The sequence below is a fragment of the Streptomyces sp. URMC 123 genome (genome assembly GCF_051386515.1).
Taxonomy (GTDB): Bacteria; Actinomycetota; Actinomycetes; order Streptomycetales; family Streptomycetaceae; genus Streptomyces.
Genome location: NZ_JBPQTV010000394.1, coordinates 1 through 5,288 on the forward strand (window position 1 = coordinate 1; position 5,288 = coordinate 5,288).

The following is a 5,288-nucleotide window of genomic DNA, read 5'->3' on the forward strand; positions in this document are numbered from 1 at the left end:
GGCCGGTGGGGGACCGATGGGTCATGGCAGGCACCCTTCGTGCGGGAGGCGACCGGGCCGGGCGGTGCGCGGCGCCGGGGTGTACGAGGCGCGGCGCGACGCCGGGGTGTACGAGGCGGGGCCCGGCGCCGGGGTGTACGGAGCGGGCCGGGGCGCCCACGGCGGACGGAGCGGCGACGTCACCGCGGGATCTGCCGTACGGCGTCCATGTACGCCTCCACCCGTGCGGCGTCGATCTCGCTGCCCCATCCGTCGCCCTCCAGGCAGCTTCCGACGAACGCCCCGTCGGCGGCGGCCAGCAGCCGGGCGGCGTTGCCGTGGTGGGTGTGCCCGGCCAGGACGATGGGCAGGTCCGGCGCGGCCGCGCGCACCGAGTCGATCATGCGGAGGGTGGTGTCGTCGTCCGGGTGGCACAGGGAGACGGCGTCGGCGCCCGCGAACCGGGCGGCCTTCGCCACCTCGGCCGTGGTCTTCCCGCCGCCGAACCAGGAGAAGTGCATCGAGTCGATGTCGGCGATGACGCCGATGTCCTGCCCCTCGATGCTCCGGCGGTAGGCCATGACGCGCAGCGGGTCGGGCGTGACCATGCCGTGCGGGGAGAGCGTCTGCCCGACCAGCGCGCCGACACGCACGAACGAGCCTCCGGTCACCTTCGCCACGCCCAGGGACGCGCTCACGGCGTTGCGCATCATCTGCACGCCGACGTGGAAGTCGCTGCCGGTGGCGCGGACGACGGCGTCGGCGACCAACGCCATGGCGGCGGTCCGTGCCGGGTCCGATTCGTCCGCCACGCTGTAGACCCGGTCGACCGTCTGGATCAGGCACCCGTGCGCGCCGCCCCGCTCCAGGGCGAGGGCCGACCGCACCGCGCTGTCCACGGTCTCCGCCAGGCTGCCGTCCCGGTGGAAGGGGGTGCCGGGCAGCGGCCGCAGGTGGACCATGCCGATGACCGTCCTGCCGCCCCGGCGCGGGAAGTCAGCCATGGCGCACCACTCCGCTGCCGGCGTAGGCGCCCAGGCGGCTGATGGCGGCGTCGATGTCCTGCCAGCGGCGGGCCGACGTCAGCCGGACGACTCCGCCGGAGAAGCAGAAGTTGAGGATGCCGGGGTAGGTGGACACCCCCGTCTCGCGGAGCAGGTCGCGGAAGCACCGGTAGGAGTCGTCCCAACCGGGCATGGTCACGGCCGTGTTGATCGAGTAGTGGGGCCTGATGGCGGTCGCGAACTCCGACAGGCGCGCGTGCGTGGCCTCGCGGAGCAGGAGCAGGCCGTTCTCGCGGGCGTTCCGCTCGGTGGCGTAGTTGTCGTACGCGGCCTGGAGCCGGTCGGTGGTCAGGCCGTAGGAGTCCTCGAACTCGCGGACCTGCTCGGTTCCGACGGCCCGCAGCCCCGTGATGCGCCAGCGCTCCATCCGGGCCAGCACCTCGATGAGGGTGTAGAAGAAGGAGGCCGGACCGCCGAAGTGGGTGGAGGCGTACTCGTAGTACTCGGTGATCAGGTCGCTGTCGGCGGTGACCCAGCCGGCCTTGATGCCGGGTGCCGACCAGTGCTTGGAGAGGCTGGAGATCCGTACGACGTTGCGCGCCGCGCGCGCGGGCGACAACCGGTTCGCGGGTCCGAGCCACTCGTGACACTCGTCCAGGAGGATCAGGGTGGTGGGCGGCAGCGCGTTCACCAGCCGGACCAGGTCCGCCTCGTCGACGCCGGCGCCGGTGGGGTTCGCGGCGGTCTGCAGCAGCACCAGCGGGGTGTCCGGGGACAGCGCGGTCAGCAGCGGCTCCACGGACATCCGGCCGTCCTGGGCCGCCAGCGGCACCAGGCGCGTGTCCGTGCGGCAGGCGATCGACTCCACCAGGGGCGGGTAGTTGGGCGTCGCGCACAGCGCGGGCGCGGACCGCGGTCCGGAGCGGGAGATGATGAAGTCGGCCATGCTGCTGACCGCCACGGTGCCGCCCATGGTGAGGGCGATGTTGCCCGCCTCGTAGCCGGCGCCGGGGATTCTGGCGCTCTCGTACGCGGCCACCGCTTCCCGTGCCTGCATCCGTCCGCAGGAGTCGGAGTAGCCGTACCAGTCGCGCTCCAGGGCGTAGCGGACGCACTCCTTGAGGACTTCCGGAAGGCCCCACTCCTCCTCGTCCACGGCGCCCCCGGAGAGGATCAGGTGGCTGTCGGACCGGAGGTCGCCGTAGAGGTCGTCGCGGAAGAAGAAGTTGAACAGCTCCTTGATGAACCGCACGGTGGTCCGCGACGCCAGCACCTCCTCCGGGGTGGTGCCGCGCCGCACCCTGCTGGCACGCCACCGGTCGGCCATCCAGGGGCGGGCGGCGTGGTCGCCCGATTCGGCGTCCACGCGGCCCAGCCACAGGTCGCGCAGTTCGAAGGGGTCCCGGGGGTCGACCGCCCGGTTGTAGACGTCGAGCATCCTGTCGTCGACACCGGGCAGGAAGAGCGGGTCTCCGCCGGTCAGGGGATGCGCCGGAGCGGTGGGTGCGACAGCCTCGGCCGGAAGGCTGAAACATCGTTGCGGCAGCGGATGGCGGAAGAGTTCCACTGAGGCTCCAGAGTCGTTCGCATGGGGTGGGGTGGGGTACCGGAGCGCGGGCGGGCCCTACCGCTCGAGAAGACGCAGCCGCTTCAGGTGCCGGGGTGTCTCCGGGACGCGGCCGTCGCCGGCGGTCCTGCCGTGGAAGAAGCGGTGGTTGTCGATGGCGACGAGCATGCCGGGCCGCCACTCGACCGCGCGGGCGCTGCCGGGTGCGTACATCGCGGTCAGCAGGCGGCGCAGGGCCGGCCCGACGTCCTCGGCCTCGTCGTCGCTTCCGTCCAGGAGCCATTCCAGCGGCTGGGTGTGGAAGTCGCGGAAGGAGAAGACCGGCGTGCCGCGGACGTCCCGCAGCAGCGGGGGAGCGCCCTCGAAGGCGCGGTAGCGGACCCGCTCCAGCAGCTCGGCGTCGTGCGGCGACAGGCGCCGCAGGACCTCGGCCATGGGCACGAGAACCGTACGGGCCGACGTGCTGATCCCCGGTTCGCAGCACATCAGCACGATGTAGCGCGGTTGCTCCTCGGGACGCCGGGTGCTGCCCTCGGTGTGCAGGGTCAGGAAGTTGGTGGCGAAAGGTTGCAGGGAAGCGTCGGAGGTCTTCCCGGCGGCGGCGACCAGATTCAGCATGACGCCCTGCTCGACATACGGCAGTACCGCCGCGTCGGTCTCCGGCATGGGTTCGCCGAGGCGCCTTCCCACCGCAATGTAGTCGGAGGTCGACAACGGCTCGTCGAGATGCAGCAGGGCGTATCCGTCCGCGGCGAGTCTTTCGCGAAGCGAATCCGCCAGCACGTCGGTACGCGCGCCGGAAGGAGGGCGGATGTTGGGCTGGAGTGTGGTCGCGGCATCCGTCTCGAGTAACTCGCTGCGGAGCCTTAAGTGACCGTCGGTCGCTCTCTCGGCAAAACAGCCACTGCTCAACGTGCACGTCCCCTAACTGGCTCACACGGCATAGCAGGCGCCACCTTCCACGGCGGCTGCGGCGGATGTCAATACCTGTAACTACCAATTGGAGTTGGTTGGCGCGATCGCGGCAGGTGGGAGCCGGGTGGGCAGGGGAAGTCAGCGGGGGCAAAGGCTGGTGCGGTCTGCTTTTCCGCGCTTCCCGAGAGTGGCTCCGACGGCATGAAAACACGCCACCGCGCTTCCGGTGGGCATCGCCGGAACAGGACATGGACATGTCTACCCCGCAGTGCGGAAGCAATGACCGTGAGGCGGTCGGAAGTGGCCGTGAATAACCTCGCGAACACCGGGTACACGCTTTCCGTTTGGCCATTGCCCGACCGTCGCCCCCGTGCTCCGGGGCAACACCGCAATGCCCGGTGGAAGGTCTTCCGGATCTTTCGGGAGTGCGATAGCGTCGCCGTCGCACCTCGATCGGCCAAGGGTGCGCCTGCACACCTGGAGCCCAGTTGCCCAGGGCGGCGCACGATGGGTCGCAATCCACGTGCCGATGCGCGGAGGAGTGCCGAATCCTCTTCCGCCGGTTCATCGCGCAGTTCTTCGACAGTCGCATGTGGGGGACTCTTGTACATACACCGCGAGTTCGTGGGCCTGACGCCGGGAAACGCGCGCCGGCCCGCCGTTCCGGTGGACGCCTACACACTCGGCGACGGCAAGGGGACGGACATCGTCGTCTGGACCTACGGGGCGACGCTCGTGGAAGTCAGGGTCCCCGACCGCGACGGCCACTCCGACAACGTCGCCCATCGGTTACCGACCCTGGCCGACTACGCGGACCGGGACACGAACGCCTACGTGGGAGCCACGGTCGGCCGGTTCTGCCGCAACGTCGCCCACGGCACGATCACCCTGGACGGGGTCCGGCACACCCTGGACCGCAACGCGGGGCCGCACCACCTCCACGGGGGCACCCACGGGTTCGACCGGCTGGTGTGGCGGGAGGCGGGGACCGAGCGCACCGAGGACCACGTCACCCTCACCCTGGCCCTGGACAGCCCCGACGGGGACCAGGGCTACCCCGGCGACCTGCACGTCGAGACCGTCTACCGGCTCGATCGCGAGACGACCCTGACCGTCGCGTTCCGGGCGACCACCACCGCGCCCACCGTCGTCGGGCTGACCAACCACACCTTCTGGAACCTCGCCGGCGCCGGCGCCGGCACGGGGCGGACCGCGGACCGGCACCACCTCGCCGTCAACGCCACCCGGGCCCTGCGGTTCGACGGGGACCAGGTGCCCCTGCCCGGACCGCCGTCCCCCGTCACCGGCACCCCGCTCCACCTCACCGGGGCCGATCCGCTCGGCGAGCTGCGCGTGGACAACTTCTACGTACTGGACGACCCGCGGTCCTGGGCTGCCGACCTCCACGACCCGGCATCCGGTCGCCACCTGCGCCTCTCCACGGACCAGAGCGGCATGGGCGTCTACACCGGCGACGCGCTGCACCCGCCCCGGGCCGGGGTGTGCCTCCAGCCCAGCGCCTGGCCCGACGCCCCCAACCGCCCCGACTTCCCCTCCGCGCGGCTCGACCCCGGCGAGACCTACACCGCCACCACGCGGTACGTCTTCTCCGTCCGCTGACCCGCGGACCACCGTCCGCAGCGAGCACCCACCCCACGGACACGAACGGCTTCCCCCATGAGCTCCCATCTCGCACCGGCCCTCACCTGGGAACGGGCCGGCAGCGCCGAGGACGTCCACGCGCTGCTGTGCGCCTCGGACGCCCACACCGCCGAGCGGTACGGTCTGCCGGTCCCCGAGCGCCGCATGGACAGCAGCCGCCG

General features: G+C 71.5%; 4 protein-coding genes. 1 reads left to right on the forward strand and 3 read right to left on the reverse strand.

Annotation, left to right across the window (positions count from 1 at the left end):
- Nucleotides 1-179: 179 nt before the first annotated feature.
- The 3 genes from ACSNOD_RS27945 to ACSNOD_RS27955 are packed head-to-tail and all read right to left on the reverse strand — an operon-like array spanning nt 180 to nt 3,333.
- Nucleotides 180-983: a BtpA/SgcQ family protein gene (locus tag ACSNOD_RS27945; protein ID WP_436769854.1), complete on the reverse strand. Its 804-nt coding sequence runs from the start codon at nt 981-983 to the stop codon at nt 180-182.
- Nucleotides 976-2,550 carry a pyridoxal phosphate-dependent aminotransferase gene (locus tag ACSNOD_RS27950; protein WP_436769855.1) on the reverse strand — a complete coding sequence of 525 codons (1,575 nt, stop codon included), beginning with the start codon at nt 2,548-2,550 and terminating at the stop codon, nt 976-978. The genes ACSNOD_RS27945 and ACSNOD_RS27950 overlap by 8 nt, the downstream gene beginning before the upstream one ends.
- A gap of 57 nt (nt 2,551-2,607) precedes the next feature.
- Complete coding sequence (locus tag ACSNOD_RS27955; RefSeq protein WP_436769856.1) at nt 2,608-3,333, reverse strand: TauD/TfdA family dioxygenase; 726 nt, start codon at nt 3,331-3,333, stop codon at nt 2,608-2,610.
- A gap of 798 nt (nt 3,334-4,131) precedes the next feature.
- Here ACSNOD_RS27955 and ACSNOD_RS27960 point away from each other — a divergent pair.
- A complete protein-coding gene (locus tag ACSNOD_RS27960) occupies nt 4,132-5,085 on the forward strand; it encodes an aldose epimerase family protein (RefSeq protein WP_436769857.1) in 954 nt (317 codons plus the stop codon).
- Nucleotides 5,086-5,288 lie beyond the last annotated feature (203 nt).

What these genes read in the sequence shown, in the direction of transcription:
- ACSNOD_RS27945 (WP_436769854.1), bottom strand. Translation starts at nt 983, where the DNA reads ATGGCTGACTTCCCGCGCCGGGGCGGCAGGACGGTCATCGGCATGGTC.